17 protein-coding genes are annotated in these 24,555 nt (G+C 68.8%); 5 read left to right on the top strand and 12 right to left on the bottom strand.

Translation table 11 applies throughout. The annotated features are described in order from the left end of the window. Position 1: 1 nt before the first annotated feature. A complete protein-coding gene (gene alaS / locus QC765_RS03350; protein ID WP_278312996.1) occupies positions 2-2,671 on the bottom strand; it encodes an alanine--tRNA ligase in 2,670 nt (889 codons plus the stop codon). Between the two features lie 150 nt (positions 2,672-2,821). Then, positions 2,822-4,216, bottom strand: a complete 1,395-nt coding sequence (locus tag QC765_RS03345; RefSeq protein ID WP_278312995.1) for a replication-associated recombination protein A — start codon at positions 4,214-4,216, stop codon at positions 2,822-2,824. 140 nt (positions 4,217-4,356) lie between these two features. Here QC765_RS03345 and QC765_RS03340 point away from each other — a divergent pair, with 140 nt between their 5' ends. Continuing rightward, on the top strand, positions 4,357-6,030 hold the full coding sequence (locus tag QC765_RS03340) for an alkaline phosphatase D family protein (RefSeq protein WP_278312994.1): 1,674 nt from the start codon (positions 4,357-4,359) through the stop codon (positions 6,028-6,030). Positions 6,031-6,039: 9 nt separating this feature from the next. Further along, positions 6,040-7,302: an alkaline phosphatase family protein gene (locus QC765_RS03335; protein WP_278312993.1), complete on the top strand. Its 1,263-nt coding sequence runs from the start codon at positions 6,040-6,042 to the stop codon at positions 7,300-7,302. A 21-nt stretch (positions 7,303-7,323) separates the two neighbouring features. Here QC765_RS03335 and QC765_RS03330 read toward each other — a convergent pair whose 3' ends face one another. The 4 genes from QC765_RS03330 to aspS are packed head-to-tail and all read right to left on the bottom strand — an operon-like array spanning position 7,324 to position 13,870. Next, the gene (locus QC765_RS03330) at positions 7,324-8,514 is read right to left on the bottom strand and encodes a phosphotransferase family protein (protein WP_278312992.1); all 1,191 of its coding nucleotides are present in this window, start codon (positions 8,512-8,514) and stop codon (positions 7,324-7,326) included. Positions 8,515-8,536: 22 nt separating this feature from the next. Beyond that, positions 8,537-9,463: a transglutaminase family protein gene (locus QC765_RS03325; RefSeq protein WP_278312991.1), complete on the bottom strand. Its 927-nt coding sequence runs from the start codon at positions 9,461-9,463 to the stop codon at positions 8,537-8,539. Further along, on the bottom strand, positions 9,463-12,036 hold the full coding sequence (locus QC765_RS03320; protein ID WP_278312990.1) for a circularly permuted type 2 ATP-grasp protein: 2,574 nt from the start codon (positions 12,034-12,036) through the stop codon (positions 9,463-9,465). The genes QC765_RS03325 and QC765_RS03320 overlap by 1 nt, the downstream gene beginning before the upstream one ends. A gap of 55 nt (positions 12,037-12,091) precedes the next feature. Further along, positions 12,092-13,870 carry an aspartate--tRNA ligase gene (aspS, locus tag QC765_RS03315; RefSeq protein ID WP_278312989.1) on the bottom strand — a complete coding sequence of 593 codons (1,779 nt, stop codon included), beginning with the start codon at positions 13,868-13,870 and terminating at the stop codon, positions 12,092-12,094. Positions 13,871-13,950: 80 nt separating this feature from the next. Between aspS and ypfJ the strand changes: the two genes are divergently transcribed. Further along, on the top strand, positions 13,951-14,928 hold the full coding sequence (ypfJ, locus tag QC765_RS03310; protein WP_278312988.1) for a KPN_02809 family neutral zinc metallopeptidase: 978 nt from the start codon (positions 13,951-13,953) through the stop codon (positions 14,926-14,928). A gap of 11 nt (positions 14,929-14,939) precedes the next feature. Here ypfJ and QC765_RS03305 read toward each other — a convergent pair whose 3' ends face one another. The 5 genes from QC765_RS03305 to QC765_RS03285 form a co-directional block, all read right to left on the bottom strand. Next, positions 14,940-16,187, bottom strand: a complete 1,248-nt coding sequence (locus tag QC765_RS03305) for an MFS transporter (protein WP_278312987.1) — start codon at positions 16,185-16,187, stop codon at positions 14,940-14,942. 51 nt (positions 16,188-16,238) lie between these two features. Beyond that, positions 16,239-17,459, bottom strand: coding sequence for a hypothetical protein (locus QC765_RS03300; protein ID WP_278312986.1), 1,221 nt, complete (start codon positions 17,457-17,459; stop codon positions 16,239-16,241). A 73-nt stretch (positions 17,460-17,532) separates the two neighbouring features. Beyond that, on the bottom strand, positions 17,533-18,192 hold the full coding sequence (locus QC765_RS03295; protein ID WP_278312985.1) for a hypothetical protein: 660 nt from the start codon (positions 18,190-18,192) through the stop codon (positions 17,533-17,535). After that, complete coding sequence (hisS, locus tag QC765_RS03290) at positions 18,185-19,447, bottom strand: histidine--tRNA ligase (protein ID WP_278312984.1); 1,263 nt, start codon at positions 19,445-19,447, stop codon at positions 18,185-18,187. The genes QC765_RS03295 and hisS overlap by 8 nt, the downstream gene beginning before the upstream one ends. Before the next feature lie 138 nt (positions 19,448-19,585). Beyond that, complete coding sequence (locus QC765_RS03285; RefSeq protein ID WP_278313128.1) at positions 19,586-20,248, bottom strand: MBL fold metallo-hydrolase; 663 nt, start codon at positions 20,246-20,248, stop codon at positions 19,586-19,588. A gap of 187 nt (positions 20,249-20,435) precedes the next feature. Here QC765_RS03285 and QC765_RS03280 point away from each other — a divergent pair, with 187 nt between their 5' ends. Together QC765_RS03280 and QC765_RS03275 are read left to right on the top strand one after the other, a co-directional pair. Continuing rightward, a complete protein-coding gene (locus QC765_RS03280) occupies positions 20,436-21,359 on the top strand; it encodes a peptidylprolyl isomerase (RefSeq protein ID WP_278312983.1) in 924 nt (307 codons plus the stop codon). 3 nt (positions 21,360-21,362) lie between these two features. Continuing rightward, a complete protein-coding gene (locus tag QC765_RS03275) occupies positions 21,363-22,184 on the top strand; it encodes a peptidylprolyl isomerase (RefSeq protein ID WP_278312982.1) in 822 nt (273 codons plus the stop codon). Here the strand turns inward: QC765_RS03275 and QC765_RS03270 are convergent. Continuing rightward, the gene (locus QC765_RS03270; RefSeq protein WP_373876646.1) at positions 22,173-24,524 is read right to left on the bottom strand and encodes a RelA/SpoT family protein; all 2,352 of its coding nucleotides are present in this window, start codon (positions 24,522-24,524) and stop codon (positions 22,173-22,175) included. The two genes, QC765_RS03275 and QC765_RS03270, sit on opposite strands and share 12 nt — an antisense overlap. Positions 24,525-24,555 lie beyond the last annotated feature (31 nt).

Genomic DNA, 24,555 nt, shown 5'->3' with positions numbered 1-24,555 from the left:
GCTACCGGCTCGCTGCGGCCACGGCCGCGCGCACGTCGGCGAGGGCTGCCTCGATCCCGGACGCGGCGGTTCCCGAGCCCTGCGCCATGTCGGCCTTGCCGCCACCGCGCCCGTCGACCGCTGGAGCTGCGGCGCGCACGAGGTCCCCGGCCTTCACGCCGAGCTGCTGGGCGGCATCGTTGGCGGCTATCACGAAGGGCACCTTGCCCTGCAGCGTGCTGAACAAGGCCACCACGGTGGGCTCGGAGCCCAGCCTGCCGCGCACGTCGGCCGCGAGAACACGCAGGTCGTTGGCGCTCACACCCTCGGGCGCGGCCTGCGCGACGAGCCGGATGCCACCGATCCGCTCGGCCGCCGCGGCCAAAGTGCCCGCCGAGGACATGAGCGCGGCGGTGCGATGCTTCTCGAGCTCCTTCTCCGCCGCCTTGAGCCGCTCGACGAGCGCCTCGACGCGTGCGGGAACATCCTCCGGAGAGGTCTTGAGCGCGGAGGCCACGCCTTCGAGGAGGGCGCGCTCGCGCGCGAGGTAGCGGTACGAATCAAGGCCGACGTAGGCCTCGACGCGGCGCACGCCCGAACCGACGGAGGACTCCCCGAGGATGGAGACCGGGCCAACATGCGAGGTGCTGCCCACATGGGTTCCCGCGCACAGCTCCATGGAGAATGGGCCGCCCATCTCGACCACGCGGACGCGATCACCGTAGTTCTCGCCGAACAGGGCGAGCGCTCCCATGGACCGGGCGCGGGGCAGGTCGGTCTCGAAGGTGTTGACGGGGAAGTCGGCGAGCACGGCCTCGTTGGTCACTTCCTCGATCTCGCGCCGCACGGCGTCGGAGAGACCGCCCTGCCAGGAGAAGTCGAAGCGGAGGTAGCCAGGCTTGTTCAGGGATCCGGCCTGTACCGCGTTGGGTCCGAGGACCTGGCGCAGTGCTGCATGGACGAGGTGGGTGCCGGAATGCCCCTGGGTGGCACCACGCCGCCATCCGGGATCGACCTGGGCGAGCACCTCGGTGCCCTCGATGACCTCCCCCTCCTCGACGGTGGCCTTGTGGATCCAGAGCTTCTTGCCGATCTTCTGCACGTCGTGGACGGCGAGCCGTAGCCCTGCCGCCGTGATGTGGCCCGTGTCGGCGAGCTGGCCACCGGATTCGGCGTAGAGCGGGGACCGGTCGAGGATGACCTCGATCTCCTCGCCCACGGCGGCATGTGGAACCCGCTGGCCCGCGTGGACGAGACCAAGCACACGCGCCTCCGAGTTCAGCTCGGTGTAGCCGGTGAACTCGGTGGGATGCCGGTCGAGCAGCTCCTTGTAGACGGTGTGATCGGCATGGGCTTGCTTGCGCGAGTGCGCATCTGCCTTGGCGCGCTGCCGCTGCTCGGCCATGAGCGAGCGGAACCCTTCCTCATCGACGCTGAGCCCTGCCTCGCTGGCCATCTCGAGCGTCAGGTCGATGGGGAAGCCGTAGGTGTCGTGCAGGGCGAACGCCTCGTTGCCGCTGAGCACCGACTTTCCCGCGGATCGCGCATCGTCCACGGCGGTCTCGAACAGCCGGGAGCCGGTGTCGAGCGTGCGAAGGAATGCGGACTCCTCCCCCACCGCGACGCGCTCGATGCGCGAGAAGCCGGATGCGAGATCGGGGTAGGACGGAGCCATCATCTCGCAGACGATGGTCATGAACTCCGACATCACCGGCTTGGTGGCGCCGAGGAGCCGGGCGGATCGCACGATGCGCCGCAGCAGGCGCCGCAGCACGTATCCGCGACCGTCGTTGCCGGGGTTGACGCCGTCGGCGATGAGCATCGCTGCGGTGCGCGCATGGTCGGCGATGACACGGAAGCGCACGTCATTGTCGTGGTTGCCCACGTGATAGCGGCTACCAGTGAGCTCCTGGGCCTTCTCGATGACGGGGCGGACCAGGTCGGTCTCGTAGACGTTCTCCACGCCCTGCAGCAACAGCGCGATGCGCTCGACCCCCATGCCGGTGTCGATGTTCTTCTTTGGCAGCTCGCCAACGGGTGGATGGCCGGCCTTGGGGCTCAGCTCGCCGCGCTCGTCCTGCATGAACACGAGGTTCCAGATCTCGAGGTAGCGGTCCTCGTCGACGACGGGGCCACCATCCTTGCCATGCTCGGGGCCGCGATCGTAGTAGATCTCCGAGCAGGGGCCACCGGGGCCGGGGACGCCCATGTCCCAGTAGTTGTCCTTGCCATCGCGGAACTGGATGCGCTCCTCGGGGATGCCGGCGACGCGCTTCCAGATCTCCGCGGCCTCGGGGTCCTGCTCATACGCGGTGACCCAGATGCGCTCGGGATCGAACCCGTAGCCGCCCTCGTCCTGAGACTTGGTGATCAGCTCCCAGGCCAGGGTGATGGCGCCTTCCTTGAAGTAGTCGCCGAACGAGAAGTTCCCGGCCATCTGGAAGAACGTGTTGTGCCGGGTGGTCTTGCCGACCTCCTCGATATCACCGGTGCGCACGCACTTCTGCACGCTCGTGGCGCGGCTGTATGGCGGCGTCTGCTGGCCGAGGAAGTAGGGCTTGAACTGCACCATTCCGGCGTTGACGAAGAGAAGGTTGGGATCGTCGAGGATCAGCGACGCGCTGGGCACCTCCACGTGGCCGGCCTTGACGAAATGGTCAAGAAATCGCCTGCGGATCTCGTGGGTCTGCACTGCTCGTCCTCGCTCGAAGAAGTAGGTATCGGGAACCGATGGGCCGGAACGCCCCGTTCAGGGTACCGGCAACCGCGACGCGCATCACGCACCACCGGCTCGCGCTGCGTCCGCCCGCGAGATGCTGCCCGCAGGGCGGGACCGCGAGGCTCAGCGCGGGCCCCGCACGATGCGCCGCAGCCGTGGCACGCGGGACGCGAGCTCCCTCTCGAAGCCGTGCGTCGTCGGACGATAGTAGTCGATGCCGACGAGCTCATCGGGCGGGTATTGCTGCGCGACGACCCCGTCCGCGGTGTCATGCGGGTACTGGTAGCCGACAGCGTTGCCGAGTCCCTTGGCACCGGTGTAGTGACCGTCGCGCAGGTGTGCCGGAACGCTGCCGGACTTGCCTGCCGCGACATCGGCCATCGCGGCGTTCAGCGCCGCGACGACGCCGTTGGACTTGGGCGCGGTCGCGAGGTGGATCGTCGCGTGCGCGAGGGTCAGGCCCGCCTCGGGCATGCCGATCATCTGGACCGCGTGGGCCGCCGCGGTGGCGGTCTGCAGCGCGGTGGGATCGGCCATGCCGATGTCCTCGCTGGCGTGGATGACCAGGCGCCGCGCGAGGAATCGGGGATCCTCCCCCGCGGTGATCATCCGGGCGAGGTAGTGCAGCGCCGCATCGACATCCGAGCCACGAATGGACTTGATGAAGGCACTGATCACGTCATAGTGCTGGTCGCCGTCGCGGTCGTAGCGCACCGCCGCGCGATCGATCGACGACTCGACCGTGGACAGGTCGACGAGGGGCACCGCGCTAGCCAGGTTGGTCCCGTCACCGGATTGGAGGACCGTCTCAGCGGCGACCTCCAGCGCGGTCAGGGCCCGCCGCGCATCGCCTGCCGCGAGCGAAACAAGGTGCGCGCGAGCGTCCGGCGCGAGCGTGACCCGCCCGTCGAGCCCCCGGGGGTCGCCGACCGCGCGGTCGAGCAGCTCACCGATCGCGGCGGCATCGAGGGGCCGCAGCCGCAGGATCAGCGACCGCGACAACAACGGCGCCACCACCGAGAATGAGGGGTTCTCCGTCGTCGCGGCCACGAGCAGGACGGTGCGGTTCTCCACCGCAGCGAGCAGCGCGTCCTGCTGCGTGCGCGAGAAGCGGTGCACCTCATCGATGAACAAGACTGTCTGCTCGCCGTGAACGACGCGCCGCCGGGCGATCTCGATGACCGCGCGCACCTCCTTGACGCCTGCCGACAATGCCGATAGCGCCTCGAAGCGCCGTCCCGTGGCAGTGGAGATCAACGAGGCGAGCGTTGTCTTGCCAGTGCCGGGCGGGCCATAGAGGATGACCGAAGCTGCACCGGTTCCCTCGACGAGGCGCCGCAGCGGCGAGCCGGGAGCGAGCAACTGGTCCTGGCCGACGACCTCGTCGAGCGCACGGGGCCTCATGCGCACCGCGAGCGGCGACCGCGACCCGGCCGCGCTTGGATCGCGAGGTGCTTGCGCCTCCTCATCGGGCTGCTCACCGGGCGCGTCGAACAGGCCGCCGTCGTGGTCGCTCATCCCGGCGAGGATACCCGAGCGCCGACGGAGGCGTGGGTACCAGCGAGCTCGGTGCGCGCGAGGTGAATGCCCGGCGAATTCTTGCCGGGCGCCGCCACCATGACCCCGCGCGGCACGCAACCGTGCATTACTGTCCGTTCATGACTGTCACGCAGCCTGGCAGCCCGAGCAGGCGGACCGTGCTCCGAGCGGGCGCCGCCCTGGGCAGCATCGCTCTGTCCGGCACAGCCCTCGCGGCCGGAGCCCCGATCGCCTCGGCCCAGGCCGGGGGCATCTTCCTGCATGGTGTCGCCTCCGGAGACCCGACATCGCGATCAGTCATCCTCTGGACGCGCGTCACGCCGGTCCCCGAGGCAGCGCCAGGGTCGGGTGCCGGCCCTGACGCGACGATCCGCTGGGAGATCGCCACGGACCCCGGGTTCGCGAACCGCATCGCTTCGGGCACCGCGAGCACAGGAGCCTGGAGGGACCATACGGTGCTCGTGGACACGGGCGGCCTAGCGCCCTCGACAACCTATTACTACCGCTTCGTCAGCGCGCGAGGCGAGGCCTCGCCCACCGGCATCACCCGCACCACCCCCGCGCCCGGCACCGTCGTCGATCGCCTGCGGCTCGGGGTCGTCTCGTGCGCGAACTGGGAGGCCGGGAGCTTCTCCGCCTACCGCCACCTGGCAGCCCGGGGTGATCTTGATGCGGTCGTGCATCTGGGCGATTACCTCTATGAGAACGGCCAGGGCGAGTACGGCGGAAAGAATGGCTCCGTGCGGCTGCACCAGCCGCCCCACGAGATCGTCTCCCTCACGGACTACCGGCAGCGGCACGCCCAGTACAAGACCGACCCCGACCTGCAAGAATTGCACGCCACGGTGCCGGTCATCGCGATCTGGGACGATCACGAGTCCGCCAACGACGCCTGGCGCGGCGGCGCGGAGAACCACGATCCCTCCGAGGGCGCCTGGGCCGACCGATACGCGGCCGCGCTGCAGGCCTACCTCGAGTGGATGCCGATCCGGCCGCGCTCGGGCGACACGTTGTATCGGCGCCTCTCCTTCGGCTCGCTCGCGGAGCTTTCCATGCTCGACCTCCGCTCGTACCGGGACAGGCCCGCGGCCACCGGAACCGATGGCCGCGCCATTGATGATCCTGCTCGCACTATTACCGGCACCGAGCAGCGCGACTGGCTGATCCGCGGCACGACCACCTCCACTGCTACGTGGCAGCTCATCGGCAATCCCGTGATGATCGCCCCGATCGTTCTCCCCCCGCTCGAGCCAACCACTACCGAGGCGCTGACCGCCATGCTCGGCATCCCGCGGGGCGGCATCCCTTTCAACGGAGACCAGTGGGACGGCTACACAGCCGACCGGGCTGCCGTGCTCGCGGCGCTCGACAGCGCGCCCTCGCGCAATGCCGTGTTCCTCACCGGTGACATCCATTCGTCGTGGGCGAGCGAGCTGCCCCGCAATGCAGCGAACTACCCCGCCGCCGGAACCGTGGGCGTCGAGTACGTGGTTCCATCAGTGACCTCGAAGAACATCGACGACATCCTGCGCGTTCCGCCGCGCACCGTCAGCCCCGCGATCGAGAACGCGTTGCGCGCGACGAACCAGCACGTTCGCTTCGTCGAGCTCGACTCCCACGGATACGGGGTCCTGGAGGTCACCACCGACCACGCGCAGATGGACTGGTGGTTCATCACCGATCCCGCCGACCCTGCTGCGCGAGCACGGCACGCCTACTCCTTGCGCACTGCCGCGGGCTCGGGCCAGCTCGGTCCCGCGGCCCCGCTTTCCCCACGTCCCGAGCGCCGGTAGGAGATCCGCATGCCCCCGATCCATCCATCCCGTCGCGCGGTGCTGGCCGGAATGTCCGGCGCGATCGCCGCCACCGCCCTCTCCCGCGCCGCGCACGCCGCTCCCGTGGCTGCCAGCGCGCGCGAGGTGCATGTGCTCGTCATCGATGGCCTGCGCGTCGACGAGGTCACGCCGGATCAGATGCCGCGGCTCTCCGCGCTCGACGCCGCCGGGGTGCGGTACCAGAACGCGGATGCCATCTCCATCGCTGAGACATTGCCCAATCACACCGCGATGGTCACGGGCGTGCGCCCTGCCCGCTCGGGGGTGCCTGCCAACTCGATCTATGACCGCACCGAGCAACGGATCCGGACGCTCGACCGGCCCTCGGACCTCGCGGCCCCGACGATCCTCGAGCGGCTTCGGGCCGAGCGCGGCGTCGCCACGGCCAGCGTGCTGTCCAAGGACTACCTGCATGGGCTCTTCGACGGCCGCGCCAGCGTGCAGTGGGATCCCGCGCCGCTGATCCCGCTCACCGAGCATGCCCCGGACCAAGCGACCATGGACGCGCTGCTGCGCATCCATTCCGACCATGCGCCCCGGTTCACCTTCACCAATCTCGGCGATGTGGATCGCGTCGGCCATATCGATCTCACCGGCACGGGTCTCCGGCTCGCCCGCGCCGCCGCGGTGCGCAACACGGACCTGCAGGTGCAGCGCTTCATCGATCACCTGCACCAGGCTGGCCGGTGGGACCGCAGCGTGGTCATCGTCACCGCTGATCATTCGATGGACTGGTCCGCGCCACTGTCCTTGATCAGCATGCAGGTGCCCTTCCTGCTTGATCCGATGCTGCGCGACAATGTGCAGATCGCCGACAATGGGGGCGCGTCGCTGTGGTACTGGACGGGCGACCCGGGGCTGCGGGGCGAGGCCATCGCGCGCATGCGGCGCATCGCGTCGCCGCATCCCGGCATCGAGGGCCTGCACGAGCCCGCCGAGCTTGGCCTCGGCGACCGGGCCGGCGATGTGGTGGCACTGTGCCACGCGGGCTGGCGGTTCACCGACCCCACGGTGCTGTCCAATCCGATCCCTGGCAACCATGGCCATGCAGTGACCACACCGATCCCGATGATCGTCACTGGTGGTGATCCGCGGCTGCGGCGCGGGACCACCGTGACCGAGGCGGTGAGCACGATGGACATCGCGCCCACGGTCGCTGGACTCTTCGGACTGGCCGCTCCCTCCGGGGGCTGGGATGGTTCCCCGCTCCCGGCTCTGCTGCAGCACTGACCGCCGGGGACCGCCGAGCACCTAGCGGATACGGACGCTCCGGGCAGTCGGTGACCGCTGGCTCGAGAGCGCGTCCATCACGTCGGTGGCGTGGCGGGCAAGATCCTCGGCGCCAGCAGCATCGGCAGCGAGCGCAAGACCTGCCCACCGGCTCGCGAGGGCCTGCTCGGCGGGCTGAGCCCGCGAGTGCTCCCGCTCCGCCGCGCGGCGGGAGTAGTCATTGGGCAAGTGCCAGGCCGTGGACAGCCACACCCACACGGTGCGGGCCGCGAGCAACCGGTCCCGCAGCAGATCTCCCTCGCGCAGCTGCGGCCATACGCCTTCCACCTCCGCCAGCCAGGCATCGACCATGGCATCGGCCTGCTCGGGCGCGAGGCCAAGATCGCACGAGCACTGCGGGAACGACACCAGCAAGCAACCGAGGTCGAGCGTGGCATCGCGGAAGCCGCCGGACTCATAGTCGAGGAACCGGATGCCCGATGCGCTGACGACGATATTGTCCGGGCAGAGATCCCCCGGGCTGAACGCGCGGTAGGAGGAACTTGTCAGCAGCTCCGCGTAGTCATTCACCCGTTGCTGGATCCCGGCTGGAGTGGCCATGCCCAGGCGGTCGGCGAGCAGCCGGGGTGCTTCGCGCAGCGCATCGAGGAACGGCTCCGGCGGCAGGACCGGCGACATGGGGAAGCGGGAGCGGGCACGGCGCAGCAGGGCACCGAAGTCCTCGGATCGGCCTGCCGTCGCCGCGTGCATCCGGCCGAGGCTCTGCGCGAGCCCCATCAGCACATTGGTGGTGTCGGATTCCTGATCCTCCTGCACCACCGCGCCCAGGCTGGGGACATCGCCGAGGTCGGAGAGGATGAGCAGGTGCTGGTCGAGGTCATGGGCCAGCAGTTCCGGGCCCGGGCGGTGCCGCGTGGCCAGGGAGTTGGCGAACTGGTAGGAGACCACTTCCCGCAGGAAGCTCTCCACGTGCGACTGGCCGTTGCGCGGGGTACGGGCCCGGTCATGGATCTGCTTGATGATCAGCGTGCGGGAGAGCTTGATAGGGCTCTCGGCAACGCGGACCCGGAGAACGATCGCTTGCCCGCTGCCGCCGAGATCCTCCGGATCGGTCAAGCGGACAACAACGCCGTAGCGCTTGGCAAGGAGCTGCTCGGCAGCGGCCACGACGGACCGTGCGGGTTCAGGCGGATCGGGCATCATCGCGGTCATCGCTATCCACGCTACTCGTTGTTCAGCCGGAACGGTGTACGCCGTCGGCGTGCTCGGAATCTCTTGGGCTCTCCACAGGTGCCACATCGACAGACACTGACATGGAGCTCTTTTTCGCCTTGGTGAAGATGATGCCGCGCAGTGGCGAGACATCCGTGAAGTCCCGTCCGCGCGCGACGGTGACATATCGCTCATCGACGAACTGATCGTTCGTGGGGTCGAACGCGAGCCATCGGTCGCCAGGCAGCCACACCGCGGCCCAGGCATGGGTGGCATCCGCGCCGATCATGCGTTCCTTGCCGGGCGGCGGGGTGGTGGCGAGGTAGCCCGAGACATAGCTCGCCGCGAGGCCATGCGAGCGCAAGCAGGCGATGGCGACGCGAGCGAAGTCCTGGCACACGCCCGACCTGCGCTCCATGACCTCCGATACCTTTGTCGATACCGTCGTCGAGCCGGACTTGTAGTGGAACTCGGTGAAGATGCGGTGCGTCAGGTCCCACACCGCCTCGGCGAGCGGGCGGCCGGGCACCAGGATGCTTGCCGCGTACTCGCGGACCTGCTCGGTGATCTCGGGCGGATCGTTATCGAGCAAGAAGTCCACCGCGCGGGCGCCATCCCGCCCTACCGGCCGGCACATCTCCCACGGCGCGTCCGCGAGCCCCGAGCGCAAGTAGCCCTCCTCCGGCGCATCGACCTCCACCAGGGAACGTCCCGTGACGCTCAGCTCCTGGTGATCGGACGTGACATGGAAGTACACCCCGGTGTTGCCGTAGTAGTCCGTCATGAACGACTGGTCCGTCGGCTCCGGCGATACGGTGACGCTGTGCTCGAGCCGACGCTGCTCCGGCATCTCGAGCGGGGTCACGTACCCGCGGCCGTAGGACGACGTGACCGGTTCGGGGTACGAGTACGTGGTGATGTGGGTGACCCGGTAGGCGCGCGTGCTCATCAGCCCAGCACCTCATCCGCGGGCTCGGTGATCCCCGCGGCGCTGGACCGCACGCCACCGACGGTCACCCAGATGGGCTGCATGTCCACTGGTGGGGCCAGCAGGCTGTTCTCGACGATATCGGACAGCTCGCGCAGATCCTCCCGCACGCCGCGCGTCAACGCCGACAGCACGGATCGTTCGCCGTCCTCGTCCACCGCCTCCAGCTCCTGCGGATCGGCACGCCGCACCTTCGTCAGGATTTCCTCGGCGAGACGGAGCGCGCGAGCCGGTACGGCCTGCTCGGGCAGGGACGCGAAGTTCTCGCGGATCCGCTCGAGCTGGTACACCAGCGCCCGCGGGTTGCTCGCATCGAAGAACAGGAACTCGGCCAGCGGCGCCACGCGCAGCACGCCATGCTGCCGGCGCCGGTACATCACCGATGACTCGCACGCGAGCAGCACCGACTCCATCAGCGCGGACTCCGTCGATTCCGGGTGCGAGCCGCTCAGCGTCGCCCCGATCAACGCGGCGAGCTGGCTAGCTCGCTCGATGCGCCGGCCCAGGTCCATCACATGCCACGCGGGGTCACGCACGAGCGACTCCGATCCGAGACCGGACAGCGCGAGCATCCCGCCGAGAACCGCGGAATGAACCGAGGCCATCACCACGGGATCAGCACTGGTATCGTCGGCGAACTCATCGAGGGCATCATTGACGCCGGAAAGCACCATCCACGTATCGAGGGACAATTGATCACGCACGCCCCTCGCCGCTGATTCCAGCTTCCGCACGCAATAGGCGAGCGAGCCCGTGCGGTCCGCCTGGCCGGTCAGCGAGCGCAGCTCGCGCAGCGCCCGATCGGCCGTGCTGCCGTCCGCATCACCCCTCTCGCGCGAGCCAGCGACAGTGCCCAGCGCCGTGACCAGCACCGCCAGCGAGGAACTGCCTGTCAGCCAGGGCCGTGCACGGTAGTCCTGGTGCCGGTCGCGCACCGCGATCAACAGCCGGGCCGTGTCCTCCGCGCGCTCCGCGTACCGTCCCAGCCAGAAGAAATCATTGAGCACGCGCGGCGAGCTCACGCCCTCCGCGGACAAGCCATGCCGCCCCGCCCGCGGCGCGGCCACTGGCTCCGGCGGCTCCGTCGGCGTCACCGTCACCGCGCCGCCCTCTGCCGTGCGCTCGGCCGAGCGCACCCATACATCCTTGGCTAGCTTCACGCCGGGCGACGACGACTCCGCGCGGTGCCCGATGGGCGTGTGCGCGAACCCGCCGGGCATCACGGTGTAGCCCGCGCGCTGCGCCACCGAGAACATGCGCAACGTGATCGGAGCGTCCGCTACTCCCCCAGCGGCGGTGATCACGGGCTGCATCGGCTGCTCGGGAACGAGCCGCGCGCTCCACTGCCACGTCTCCGCATCGATCCGCTGGCACAGCTCGGCGCGCTGCGCCCGCGTCAGGTCCGCGCCGATCACCGACTCCCCGGTACGGATGTTCTCGCACACCAGATCTGCAATGCGCTCCCGGACATGGGACCGCCCCGCGCTGTCCCCTGCCCACCAGGAATCCACCGATGGCAGCTGCAAGTCCTCATCGAGCAGCGCCTGGCTGACCCGGGGCAAGTAGTGGCCGAGCGCCGGGTTCTCCACCACCCCGCAACCCAGCGGGTTCACTACGCGCACCGCCCCGCGGCGGACCATCTCGGTCAGCCCCGCGACGCCCGTGCGCGACGGCGACCGCTGGTCGAGCGGATCCGTGGCGGCGGAATCGATGAAGCGCACCACGACATCGATGGGCATGCGCTTGCCGAGCGCGCGCATCCACAAGCGGCCGTCGCTGACCGTGAGGTCCGTGCTCTCCACCAGCGGATATCCCAGCATCGAGGCGAGGAACGCGTGATCGAACGAGGCGGTCGCATCGGGGCCCGGGCTGAGGATGACGATCACGGGATCGTCCTCGTGCCCCGCCGAGGCCGACTCCAGCGCGATGCGCATGACCTGGATGAACGACGTCAGGGTGCGGGGCAGCACCTGCTGGTGCAATCCAGGCACCGCGTGGGTGATCACCTTGCGATCGGCGAGGGCATACCCGATGCCCAGCGGTGCTTGCGCGCGATCCTCGAGCACCACATGGCCGTCCGCGACGGTATCGGCGACATCCATGGCGTGGAGGAACAACGGCGGATGATCCCCCGCATGGGTGCCATGCGCCGACCTCAGGAACCCTCGATGCCCGTACACGAGCTCGGGCGGGATCAGGCCCTCGCTGATGGTGCGCTGCTCCCCGTACAGGTCGGTCAGCAGCGCAGCGAGGAGCCGGGACCGCTGGAGCATCGCCGACTCGAGCACCGACCATCGACTATCCGGGATGATCAGCGGTACGGGATCAAGGTTCCACTGGGTCTCCTCGGGCGTGAAGGTGATGCCCTCGTGCGCGACGAGCCGGCGCACCCGCCCCCGCAGGCGCCGCAGGTGCTCCGCGCCTATCGACAGCACCGCCTCGGCGTCGCTCGCCTCGCCGGCGGCCGCCGTGCCGCGCCCGGTACTCGACTCGCTGGCCGTCATGCTCACCGCCTCGTTGGATGTATCGCCCATCGCTTGTCGATCATCGCACTACACGGCAGCCACGTCACCCGAAGCTCCCCGATGATCAGGAACGCTGTCGTGGCGCCGGCTTCGCATCGATGCCGGATTCCTTGCGCTGCTGCGCGGTGATCGGCGCGGGCGCGTCGGTCAACGGATCCACCCCGCCGCCAGACTTCGGGAACGCGATGACATCGCGGATCGAATCCGTGCGCGCGAGCAGCGACACGATGCGATCCCAGCCGAAGGCGATGCCCCCGTGCGGCGGAGCGCCGTACGCGAAGGCATCAAGCAGGAAGCCGAACTTCTCCTGCGCCTCCTCCTCGGAGATGCCCATCACCGAGAACACGCGCTCCTGCACATCGCGGCGATGGATACGGATGCTGCCGCCACCGATCTCATGGCCGTTGCAGACGATGTCATAGGCATAGGCCAGCGCCGAGCCAGGATCGGTGTCGAAGGTGTCGAGGCAATCCGGCTTGGGCGAGGTGAACGCGTGATGCACCGCCGTCCACGAGCTGTTGCCCAGCGCCACATCGCCGCTCGCCGTGGCTTCCTCGGCGGGCTCGAACATCGGTGCGTCCACGACCCACACGAATGCCCAGGCATCCTCATCGATGGCACCGATCCGGCGAGCGATCTCGCCACGGGCCGCGCCGAGCAATGCCCGCGAGGACTTCGGGGCCCCCGCCGCGAAGAACACGCAATCGCCGGGCTTGGCGCCGACATGCGCGGCCAGCCCTTCCCGCTCGGCGTCGGACAGGTTCTTCGCCACCGGGCCACCGAGCGTGCCATCGTCGCCGATGAGGATGTAGGCGAGCCCCTTGGCGCCACGCTGCTTCGCCCACTCCTGCCAGCGATCGAGCTCCCGCCGTGGCTGGCTCGCCCCGCCCGGCATCACTACCGCGCCGACGTACGGCGACTGGAAGACCCGGAATGGTGTGTCCTTGAAGAAGCCGGCGCACTCGACGAGCTCGATGCCGAACCGCATGTCGGGCTTGTCGGTGCCAAAACGGCGCATCGCCTCGTGGTAGGTGATCCGCGGGATGGGGGTCTCGATCTCGTGCCCGATGAGCTTCCACAGCCCGGCCAGGATCTCCTCGGCCAGGAGGATCACATCGTCCTGCCGCACGAAGCTCATCTCGAGATCGAGCTGGGTGAACTCGGGCTGCCGGTCCGCGCGGAAATCCTCATCGCGATAGCAGCGGGCGATCTGGTAGTACCGCTCCACGCCAGCGACCATCAGCAACTGCTTGAACAGCTGCGGCGACTGCGGCAGCGCGTAGAAGCTGCCTGGCTGCAAGCGGGCGGGGACGAGGAAGTCGCGGGCGCCCTCCGGCGTCGAGCGGGTCAGCGTTGGCGTCTCCACCTCCACGAACTCATGCCGGGCGAGCACCGACCGCGCCGCCGCGTTCACATGCGACCGCAGGCGCAACGCGTGGCCGGGCCCCTCGCGCCGCAGGTCGAGGTAGCGGTAGCGCAGGCGCGTCTCCTCGCCCACGCTGGCCTCATCGAGCTGGAACGGCAGGGCCGCGCTCTCGTTGAGCACCACGAGCTCAGTGACGTTCACCTCGATCTCGCCGGTGGGGATCTCATAGTTCGCGTTGCCCGAGGGACGCATCTCCACCACGCCCGTCACGCTGATGCAGTACTCCGCCCGCAACCGGTGCGCCTGCGCGAGCACCGCCTCATCACGGAACACCACCTGGCACACGCCGGACGCATCACGGAAATCGATGAAGATGACGCCACCGTGGTCGCGGCGACGAGCCACCCAGCCGGACAAAGTCACGGACTGGGAGGCATGCTCGGCGCGAAGCGAACCTGCCAAATGGGTGCGAAGCACGGGGATCCTTTCCTCACGGGCACAACCGAACCAAACCACTCGATGCACGCGCGCGACAGCCCATCGGGCAGCACGCGCGCATGCCATCGTCGATCCTACGGTGCGGCATCCGCGCGCGAGAAACCGATTTGGCGCGCGGTGGCCCCGGCAGGTGGAAAAATGCGCGCATGACCTTCAACCCGAGCGCCCGCACCAACCCGAACCGCATGACCAGCGGTGGGCGGGGGCGCGGCACGAAGATCGCGGCGGGCGGAGGCGGCCTTGGCGCGCTCGTCATCCTCGCCATCGTCCTGCTCGCCGGCGGCGACCCCAATCAGGTGCCCGGACTATCGAGCGGTACTGGCGGCGCGGGCAGTGGCGAGGCTGGCCCCAGCATCGAGCACTGCACCACCGGCGAGGCCGCCAACGAGGACATCAACTGCCGCATCGGTGCCACCGCGGAATCCCTCGACGCCATCTGGTCCGAGCTCCTCCCTGGCACCTACACCGCCCCCGGGGTGCACCTGTTCACCGGCGCCACCAGCACGGGGTGCGGCAACGCCACCAGCGCTGTCGGTCCCTTCTACTGCCCCGCCGACGACACGACCTACTTCGACGCCGGCTTCTTCAACGTGCTCGCCCGCCAGTTCGGTGCCTCCACCGGCCCCCTCGCCCAGCAGTATGTCGTTGCCCACGAGTTCGGGCACCACATCCAGAACCTCCTCGGCGACCTGCGCAGGTCCCGCGAGGATCCCCGCGGCCCCGAGTCCGGCGCGGTGCGGGCCGAGCTGCAAGCAGACTGCTACGGCGGCATCTGGGCCCACTACGCCGACAAGACTCCGCTGCCGGGCATGAGCGAGCCCTTCCTGCTGCCGTTGTCCGACCAGGACATCGCCGACGCGCTCTCCGCCGCCGAGGCCGTTGGTGATGATCGCATCCAGCAATCCACCACCGGGCAGGTCAATCCCGAGTCCTGGACGCACGGCTCCTCCGCCCAGCGCCAGCAATGGTTCCTCACCGGGTACCGCACCGGGCAGGTCAGCGCCTGCGACACTTTCGCCGCCGGCGATCTCGGCTAGTTCCGTTTCGCCTAGGCCTCCAGGGACGCCTCGGCCCGGGCCTTGCGCCCCATGACGACGACTCCGGCTACCGCTACCGCCCACACCGGGACCTGCACCAGCCACGCGAGCCGGAACGCCTCCGCGGTGTAGCCGCCCGCCACGGTCAGCACCACCCCCACGAGCCCCGTCGTCACGAGCGTCGCCACGAACCCACCCTGGTTGACCATTCCCTGTGCCAGGCCCAGCTGCTCCGGGGGATTCGACGTGCGCGCCAGATCGAACCCGATCACCGAGCCTGGGCCACCTGTCGCCAGCGCCACCACAAGCAACCCGATCAACCAGCCAGGCGCCGGCCACGGCACGAGCAGCATCACCGACCACGCCGCCGCGTTGACCGCGATGATCCCCAGCACGATCAGCTCCCGCCGCCACGGATAGCGACCAGTGAGCACACCGATAAACGGACCCACTGTCACGGTCGCCGCCACGAACAGCGCCAGGAAGCCGCTCGCCACCGACGCATCGAGCTGCTGCGCCCCCACGAGGAACGGAAAGCCCCACAGCAGCACGAACACGTTGCCGGAGAACGCTGTGCCCATGTGGCCATAGAAGCCCTGGCGCGTGCCCGGCCGCGACCACACAGCCGCGATGCCAGCCAGCACTGCTGCGACCGAGCCAGCGCGCACCGCGACCCGGGTGCCCGACGGATCATCGCGCACCACCGCCAGGACACCCACCGCCACGAGCACCGACAAGGACGCCGCCGACGCGTACGCCGCCGACCACCCCGCACCATGCAGCAACCACGCCAGCGGCACCGCCGACAACACTTGCCCCGACTGTCCCAGGATGCCCGTCAACTGCGTGAACAGCGGGACCTGGCGCGCCGGGAACCACTGCGGGATCACCCGTATCGCGGCGATGAACACCAAAGCATCGCCGAGACCGACCAGCACGCGCGCGGCGATCGCCAGGCCCAGCTCCTCGCTCAGCGCCAGCATTCCCTGGCCACCGGCCATGATCACCAGGCCCGTCGAGATCATCGCGCGCGAGCCGAACCGATCCAGCAGCAGCCCGGACGGGATCTGCATCGCGGCATAGACCAGGACCTGCAGCACCACGAAGAGCGAGAGCATCGACGCAGTGACCCCATAGCGCTCCGTCGCATCCAGGCCAGCAACACCGAGCGAGGTGCGATTGAGCACCGCCACCACATACGCGGCGAGCGCGGCCAGCCACACCACTACCGGCAGCCGCAACGCATCCAATGAGGGCACGCGCACCATCATGCGCCACCCCGGCGCTGGCGACTAGTTGGAGCTGGGCGCCTAGTCGTTCCGCGGACGGGTCATCGAATGCAGCTGGCTGCCCACCTGGCCCAGTCGGCCCCGCGCCGCGCGACCCACCCCGGTCGCGCGCCGGCGCATCTCCTGCAGCGCGGCCGCGAGAGCCGGGTCCTCATCATCGAGCCAGCCCGCGAGCTGCCCATCGCGCGAGTCGGTGAACTCCTCGAGATCGTCCTGCAACTGGCTGATGGATCGCCTCAAGCGATGCGTCGAGCCCAGGCGGTGGATCTCGCGCACCCGCACCGAACCAAGGCTCCCGAGCTGCTCGCGCAGGGCACGCACGATGTCACGATCGCGATCGCTGTGCTCCTCGAGCTGCTCGCGGGAGGACGCGATGACCGAATGCAAGTGCTCGGGCTCGGCCTGCCGGACCCGTTCGATGCGAAGCTGCTGCCACATGTACACCGATTCCTCGGCCACGAGAAGGAGCTGCAACGTCTCCCCCAGCCGATTGTCGTCGATCGCCGCGGCGAGCAGGCGCGAGCGATCCGGCACGGAGTCGTCGCGGGGGATCGATTCGAGCGCGCGGCGGGCGTGGGCGCGGAGGCGTTCCACCGTCACCTCGAGCATCGGCCCGATCGGTGCCACTGCCGTCCAGTCCGCCGAGGTGAGCACGCCCGTGTCATCGACAGTGCGCACGAGCCTGCGGAGCGCGCGGTGGTGGCCGACCACGTCACCGACCCGGGATGCCTCGGCGAGGGCAAGCACCCGGTCCGCGGTGCCGCCCACACGGTCGATCGCGGACTCGGTATCGCGAACCGCGGTGCGCAGTGCCATCAAGGAGAATGTCGCGTGCGCGTTGATGATGCTGCGCGGACTGATCGCTGAGGTGATCCAATGCAGGTGCGCGGCACGGATAGCGTTCGCCCCGCGCAAGGTGCTGCGGAAGATGCCATCGCTGCCCGGCAGCACGCCGCGCGCAGCGAGGATGCTCCGCGTGGCGGGAGCCACCTTGAGGAAGACCCCGCTGCGACGGCGCAGCACGCTCGGTCCCGGCACCGCGGGCAGCAGCCGCAGCGGCACTACTTCCGCGGCGGCGGACCCCGGGGCCTCTCTGAGCACGCGCTCGGTGTAGGTCTGCACCTCGGACTCGGGCCCGGAGACCAGCATTCCCTCGGGCCCGGAGACAACTTCCAGCGACCGGCGCAGCACGGCGTCCTTGCGGTCGGAGACCGCATGCCTGAGCGCCTCGGTGCGTCCCATGCATGTGATCATCCCGCACCGGGCGTCGTGGTGTCAGCGGTTGCCGGAATCCGCTACGTATGCGCCCGGGCTTCTACTCGGCGTCGATGATGAGGGCGAGGTCCTCTTCCGATAGCGCCACGCGCGACGAGGGCGCGGTCTCCTCGGCCCGGGTCACGGCCCGGAAGAGCGGGCGCGTGGTGAGGCCCGCGCCGCGCGCCTCGGCCCGAAGGTGCTCGACGAGCACGCGCGAGACGATCTCCGCGCTGATGAGCTCGCTCATGGCGAGCACGTCGGCGAGGCGCCGAATAGCCATGATATCGAGCTCGGCGCCGCGGTCGGCTCCGTACAGGGCAAGCGGTATGGCGACCGAGTTGTCACGATCAGCGAGAGCGAGGTGGACCTGCCGGAAGCGCCCCGGCTGCACGACGAGCTCTGCCCGCGTCAGGCCACCGATCTCGACGGTGCGGGTCGCGAGGGTCCGTGCGTGGACCGTGCGGCCTGCCAGCCAGTAGGCCCGGCGCGCAGCCAGGTAGGAGCCCAGCGCGGGCGGCCCACCCGTGACGGCCCCAATGAGGATCGCGACCCAGAACGGCGCGAAGAGTGAAACAAGCATGGTGATGAGGATGCCGACGGCAATGCTGATCAGCGCGATGCGGCGCAGCTTGGGAACCACGATCTCGCGCCGGACGAGATCGAGCGCAACGGGTTCTGCCGCGCGCGGATTGCCGGAATTGCTGGAGTCGTCAGGCATGGAGGGTCCCTGCTTCCGCGACGATATCGTCGAGTGGCACCGATCGCTGCTCGCCCGTCGCGAGCTCCTTGATGCCGATGGTCCCCTCGGCGAGGTCGCGGTCACCGAGCATCAGGGCGATCCGGGCACCGGACTTGTCCGCTGCCTTCATCGCGCCCTTCACGCCGCGTCCGCCATAGGCCATGTCGGCGCGGATCCCAGCGGCACGGAGCTCGCCGAGGATCGTGACCATGCGCTCGCGCGCGGCCTGGCCCATCGGAACCCCGAAGACCTCGCAGCGCGCGGTGGAGGCAGCCGCGACGGCCTCGGCCTCGAGCGCGAGGACGGTGCGATCGACGCCAATGCCAAAGCCGATGCCGGAGAGCTGCTGCCCGCCTAGCTCTGCCATGAGGCCGTCATAGCGGCCGCCTCCGCCAATGCCGGATTGCGCGCCGAGGCCCTCATGGACGAACTCGAACGTGGTCTTGGTGTAATAGTCCAGGCCCCGCACCAGCCGCGGATTGATGGTGTACGGCACGCCGAGCCGATCGAGGTGGCCCAGGACCTCATCGAAGTGGGCCTTGGCGCTGTCAGAGAGATGGTCGAGCATCAAGGGCGCGCTAGCGGTCATCTCCTTGATGTGCGGTCGCTTGTCGTCGAGCACGCGGAGCGGGTTGAGCTTGGCCCGCTCGTGGGTCTCGGCATCAAGATCAAGCCCGAGCAGGAACTCTTGCAGGACCTCCCGGTACTGGGGCCGGCAGGTGTCATCACCGAGCGAGGTGATGTCGAGCCGGAAGCCGGAGAGCCCCAGGCTGCGGAATCCCGCATCGGCGACCGCGATGACCTCGGCGTCGAGGGCGGGGTCATCGATTCCGATCGCCTCGACACCAACCTGCTGGAGCTGGCGGTAGCGCCCGGCCTGGGGACGCTCATACCGGAAGAAGGGCCCGGAGTAGCGCAGCTTCACCGGTAGCGCGCCACGGTCGAGGCCATGCTCGATGACGGCCCGCATCACCCCAGCGGTGCCCTCGGGGCGCAGGGTGGCCGAGCGGCCACCCCGATCGGCGAAGGTATACATCTCCTTCGTCACCACATCGGTGGATTCACCGACGCCGCGGGCGAACAGGGCAGTGTCCTCGAACACCGGCAGCTCGATATGCCCGTAGCCAGCGAGCGACGCGGCCCGCAGGAGCGCATCGCGAACAGCTACGAACTGTGCCGACTGGGGCGGCACATAGTCGGGTACGCCCTTGGGGGCCGAGAATCTTGTGCTCACGGTCTGGTGTCTTGGCTTTCTGGCTGGGTCGAGATGTCTGCGTCGAACTGTCTGCGTCGAGCTGTCACTGTCGGATTCGATGCCGGGCGCGTGGAGTCCCTGCCCATGTCCCCGCCCATGTCCCCCCGCGAGTTGGGGCTAGCGAAGGAACGGGTTGGTGGCTCGCTCATGCCCGACCGTGGTCGCTCCCCCGTGCCCGGGCAGCACCGTGGTGCCGTCATCGAGCACGAGCAGGGTCTCCTTGATCGAGCGGATCAGCTGGTCGGCGTCCCCGCCCGGCAGATCGGATCGTCCGATCCCCCCAGCGAACAGCGTATCGCCGCTGAACACTATGTCACGCGGTCCATCGGCCGTGTCTACCTGGGTCCGCGCGATCACCGAGCCCCTCGTATGGCCCGGAGCGTGGGCGAACGCGAGCTCGATCCCCGCGAGCTCGAGCACATCACCGTCCAGGACATCCTTGACCGTGCCCGGCTCGTGGAACTCCATGCCCTCGATGAATCCGCTCAGCTGCGGGCCGATCCCGGAGGCGGGGTCGCTGAGCATGCCGCGATCCTCGGGATGGATGTAGGCGGGGATGCCATGCTCATCGCACAAGGGCTGCGCCGACCACATGTGGTCGAGGTGGCCGTGGGTGAGAACGACCGCCACGGGCGCGAGGCCATGCTCATCGAAAACGCTCCGCAGCGCCGGCAGCGCGTCCTGCCCAGGATCGATCACCACGCACTCGTTGTTGTCATCGAGCGCGATGACGTAGCAGTTGGTCTGGAACATCCCGGCGGGGAAACCCATTACTCGCACGCGTCCACTCTCCCGGTAGTCGTCCTGCGTCATTGCCGTGGCACGCTTGCGCGGCGCGCCGCCGGTGATCGGGCCGCGGGCCCCCTGCAACACAGGAGCTCCTCAGCAACCAATCACTGTACTTCTCAGGGTATGCGGCTAGCCTGTCAGGCGGTAAACCGTAATCAATTCAAGGGGGTCGGCCGCGGTGGCGTCGAACCAGGAGCGGCGCGAGGCCGCGAGGACCACGCTCGAGCAGACAATCGCGGAGCGGCGCAAGCAGGAACGGCGCAAGAAGGCGTTGCTCGGCATCGGTGCCGTTGTGGGCGTCGTTGCCCTCGCCGGTGCCACGTTTGGCGTGTACACGCTCGCGAGCGGCGATGATTCAGGTGCAGGCAGCGAGGCCAGCGAGTCCGTCGCAGCGGAGGACCAGGGCGACGAGGAGTTCGACGAGTTCTTCGACGAGCAGCAGGAGATCCCCGAGCCCGAGGCACTGCCAGCCGGGCGCGCCGAGGCACTGCCACCCACCGTTGATTGCACCTACGCCGAAAGCGCCCGGCCTGCTGCCAAGGACGCCGAGCTCCCGGCCGAGACGGGGATTCCCGCGGAAGGCACCGTCGCGGCCACGATCAACCTCAACGGCGAGCCGGTCGGCGTGACGCTGGACCGCGCCAAGTCCCCGTGCACCGTCAACAGCTTCGTCAGCCTCGCCGAGCAAGGCTACTTCGACGGCACGAGCTGCCACCGCCTGACCACTGCGGGCATTCTTGTCCTGCAGTGCGGCGACCCCTCTGCCACCGGCGGCGGTGGACCCGGGTACGAGTTCGCCGATGAGTTCCCGGCAGACCAGTACCAGGAGGCACCCCGCGGCGGCACGATCTATCCCCGCGGCACGGTCGCGATGGCCAACGCCGGGCCAGGCACCAATGGCAGCCAGTTCTTCCTGGTATACGGCGATTCCACGCTCGCCCCGGCATACAACATCTTCGGGCAGATCGATGATGCTGGTCTCGCTGTGATCGATGCCATTGCACAAGCGGGAGTCGCGGAGAATCCTGAGGCAGGGAGCAACCCCGACGACGGGGCCCCGAGCGTCCCCGCGGAAATCACATCGGTCACGGTGGAGGAATAGCCATTGGGCAGAGCGACGGCTCGAATCCTGGGCGGGGCCGGGCTGTGCGCGAGCATCAGCCTGGCCCTCGCCGGATGCTCCCTGGCCACGGAGGCCACGGCTCCGGCTGCCCTCGTTCCCGAGGCCCCGGCTGATGCGGAGGCGGCGATCGCCGCCTCCGCATCAGCTCCCGCGCTGCACGACGCCCCACCGCTGGACGTGACCTCCCCCCGTGCGGATCCACTTCCCACCACAGTGAGCTGCGAGTATCCCCGCTCGGGCAACCCCGTCCGGCCAGTCGAGGCGCCTCCCACGCAGGATGTTCCCGCCACGGGCACCGCCACGGTCCGGCTCGAGCTGCGCCGCGGGCTCGTACCCATCACCCTGGACCGATCGCTCTCGCCCTGCACGGCCAATAGCTTCCTCAGCCTCGCCGAGCAGGGCTTCTATGACAGCTCGGTCTGCCATCGCATCACCACCCGCGGGGTGTACACGCTGCAGTGCGGCGATCCCAGCGGCACGGGCACCGGAGGGCCTGGGTACGCCGCTCCCGCGGAGTTCCCCGCCGATCAACTGATCGTCGACGGCGAGCGCCGCAACAGTGCCCAGACGACCTATCCGCGCGGAACCGTGGCCATGGAGACCACGGCGGGCGGAAACAGCGGCAGCCGGTTCTTCGTCGTGATCGACGACTCGCCATTGCCGCCGGCCTACACGATCGTCGGTACCGTGGACGCCGACGCCATGTGGGTGCTCGATGCGATCGGCGAGGCTGGTCCCATCTCGGGCTACAGCGGGGCACCTAGCAGGCTCGTGCAGATCCTCGGCGTCGAGCTAGACCGCTGACGTCATCCGGTACACGTCGTAGACGCCCTCGACATTGCGCACCACGTTGAGCACGTGCCCGAGATGCTTCGGATCGCCCATCTCGAAGGTGAACCGGCTGATCGCCACCCGATCACCCGATGTCGCCACCGAGGCGGACAGGATGTTCACCTTCTCGTCGGCGAGCGCCTTGGTCACATCGGAGAGCAAGCGGTGCCGGTCGAGCGCCTCGATCTGGATGGCCACGAGGAACATCGAGTGCGGCGATGGCGCCCACTGCACATCGATCAGCCGCTCCGGCTCCGAGCGCAAGGAACCCGCATTGGTGCAATCAGTGCGATGAACGCTGACGCCACCACCACGCGTGACAAAACCCAGGATCTCATCGCCGGGCACAGGCGTGCAGCACTTGGCCAGCTTGACCAGAACGCCCGAGACGCCGGGCACCTCGACGCCCACGTCGCTCGCAGAGCGGCGGCTGCTGCGTGGCGTGCTCGAGGGCGTTGCCCGCTCGGCCAGCTCCTCCTCGGCATCCTCGACGCCACCGAACTGCGCGACGAGCCGCTGCACCACGTGCTGGGCGGAGACATGGTGCTCCCCCACGGCCGTGTAGAGCGCGTCCACATCCTGGTAGCGCAGTTCCCGCGCCGTCGCGGCCATCAGGTCACCGCTGAGGATGCGTTGCAGCGGCAAGCCGGTGCGCCGCACTTCCTTCGCGATCGCGTCCTTGCCCGTCTCGAGGGCTTCCTCGCGACGCTCCTTGGCGAACCACTGCCGGATCTTCGTCTTGGCGCGGGGCGAGACCACGAACTTCTGCCAGTCGCGGCTCGGCCCCGAGCCCTCGTCCTTGGAAGTGAAGATCTCGACGACCTCGCCATTGTCGAGGGTGCGCTCGAGCGGAACGAGGCGACCATTGACCCGCGCGCCGATGCACCGATGGCCCACCTCGGTATGCACGGCGTACGCGAAATCAACAGGCGTGGATTCCGCGGGCAGCGTCAGCACGTCTCCCTTGGGGGTGAAGACGAAGATCTCCTTGCGCGCGAGGTCGTACCGCAGTGACTCGAGGAACTCCCCCGGATCCGCGGCCTCGCGCTGCCAGTCGAGCAGCTGGCGCATCCACGCGATCTCGTCGACCTCGGAACTGTCCGAGTGATGCTTGCCGCGCGTCTCCTTGTACCGCCAGTGCGCGGCGATGCCGTACTCGGCGTTCTGGTGCATGTCGCGGGTGCGGATCTGCACCTCGAGCGGCTTGCCCTCGGGCCCCACGACCGTGGTGTGCAGCGACTGGTACACCCCGTAGCGGGGCTGGGCGATGTAGTCCTTGAACCGGCCCGCCATGGGCTGCCATAGCGAATGCACCACACCGATCGCGGCATAGCACTCGCGCACATGGTCACAGAGGATGCGCATGCCCACGAGGTCATGGATCTCGTCGAAATCCTTGCCCTTGACGATCATCTTCTGATAAATCGACCAGTAGTGCTTCGGGCGGCCCTCGACGACGGCATTGAGCTTGGCGGCCTCGAGCGCCGCCTTGATCTGCGACCGCACCTTGTCGAGGTAGATGTCGCGCGAGGGGGCGCGGTTGGCCACGAGCCGCACGATCTCGTCATACCTCTTGGGGTGCAGGATCGCGAACGCGAGGTCCTCGAGCTCCCACTTCACCGTGGCCATGCCGAGCCGATGCGCGAGCGGCGCGATCACCTCGAGCGTCTCGCGGGCCTTGCGTGCTTGCTTCTCCGGCGGCAGGAACCGCATGGTCCGCATGTTGTGGAGGCGGTCGGCCACCTTGATGACCAGCACCCGCGGATCGCGGGCCATCGCGATGATCATCTTGCGGATCGTCTCGGCCTCGGCCGCGGTACCCAGCACGACCTTGTCGAGCTTGGTGACTCCGTCGACGAGGTGCGCGACCTCCTCGCCGAACTCCTCGGTCAGCTGCTCGAGGCTGTAGCTGGTGTCCTCGACAGTGTCATGCAGGAGCGCCGCGATGAGCGTGGTGGTGTCCATGCCCAGCTCGGCGAGGATCGTCGCGACCGCGAGCGGATGAGTGATGTAGGGATCGCCGGACTTGCGGATCTGCTCGGCATGGCGCTCCTCGGCAACGTCATACGCGCGCTGCAAGGTAACGAGCGGGGCCTTGGGATAGAAGTCGCGATGGATCGCTACGAGTGGCTCCAGCACGGGCTTGACCGACGCGCTGCGGCCCGCGGTCATCCTGCGCGCGAGCCGGGCCCGCACCCGGCGGGATGCGGAACCAGGCGCGTTCACCATGGATGCGAGCGGGCGCGGGACATCCTCGTCCGCGCCCGTCGGGGTGGTGCCTGCATCATGCGAGGCTTGCGCATCGTGGCTCACGCGACCACCTCCTATCCGAAACGAAGCCGTC

Origin of the sequence: Hoyosella levis (genome assembly GCF_026008515.1) — a bacterium.
In the GTDB taxonomy this organism is placed as follows: Bacteria; Actinomycetota; Actinomycetes; order Mycobacteriales; family Mycobacteriaceae; genus Lolliginicoccus; species Lolliginicoccus levis.
The sequence above is the reverse complement of the archived record's forward strand: the minus strand, read 5'-3'. Positions and strand labels throughout refer to the sequence as shown.